The sequence below is a fragment of the Viridibacterium curvum genome, assembly GCF_039544165.1.
Classification (GTDB): Bacteria; Pseudomonadota; Gammaproteobacteria; order Burkholderiales; family Rhodocyclaceae; genus Viridibacterium; species Viridibacterium curvum.
The window spans coordinates 1-778 of the sequence record NZ_BAABLD010000021.1; the positions used below are offsets into that span (position 1 = coordinate 1).

Annotated in this window: 1 protein-coding gene; it reads left to right on the top strand. The window is 63.2% G+C overall.

Going from position 1 to position 778, the window contains the following annotated elements:
- On the top strand, positions 1-778 hold a 778-nt coding region (locus ABEA02_RS19885), incomplete at both ends, for a Calx-beta domain-containing protein (RefSeq protein ID WP_345534898.1).

The window sequence follows — 778 nt, forward strand, 5'->3', positions numbered from 1 at the left end:
CGCCTTCAGCAATGGCGTGACGATCTCTGGCGGCACGATCACCGTGCCGGCAGGGGTCACCAGCTTCACCGTCTCCGTGCCGACCACGGCTGACACCATCGACGAAGCCAACGAGACCTACACCCTGACCGTGGGCGGCGTGGCCGCCACCGGCACGATCACCGACGATGATGCCGCACCGACCATCGCCAGCGTCACCAGCAACAGCGCTACCGAAGCCAGCGCCATCGTCCATACGGTAACGCTGTCCAATCCGTCGGCCAGTGCCACCACTTACACCCTGTCGCTCGCCGATGTGACCGCCACGGGTGGTGGTACCGACTACACCTCCGCCCTGACCAACGCCTCGTTCTCGAATGGCGTGACGATCTCGGGTGGCACGATCACTGTGCCTGCTGGTGTCACGAGCTTCACTGTCTCCGTGCCGACCACGGCTGACACCATCGATGAGCCGAATGAAACCTATACCCTGACCGTAGGTGGCACGGCTGGCACCGGCACGATCAACGATGACGATGCCGCTCCGACGATTGCCTCGGTTACCAGCAACAGCGCCACTGAAGCGTCAAACATCGTTCACACCGTGACGCTGAGCAATGCATCGAGCAGCGCCACCACTTACACGCTATCGCTCGCCGATGTCACGGCAACCGGCGGTGGTACCGACTACACATCCGCCCTGACCAACGCCTCGTTCTCGAATGGCGTGACGATCTCGGGCGGCACGATCACCGTGCCGGCAGGGGTCACGAGCTTCACTGTCACTGTCCCCACCACG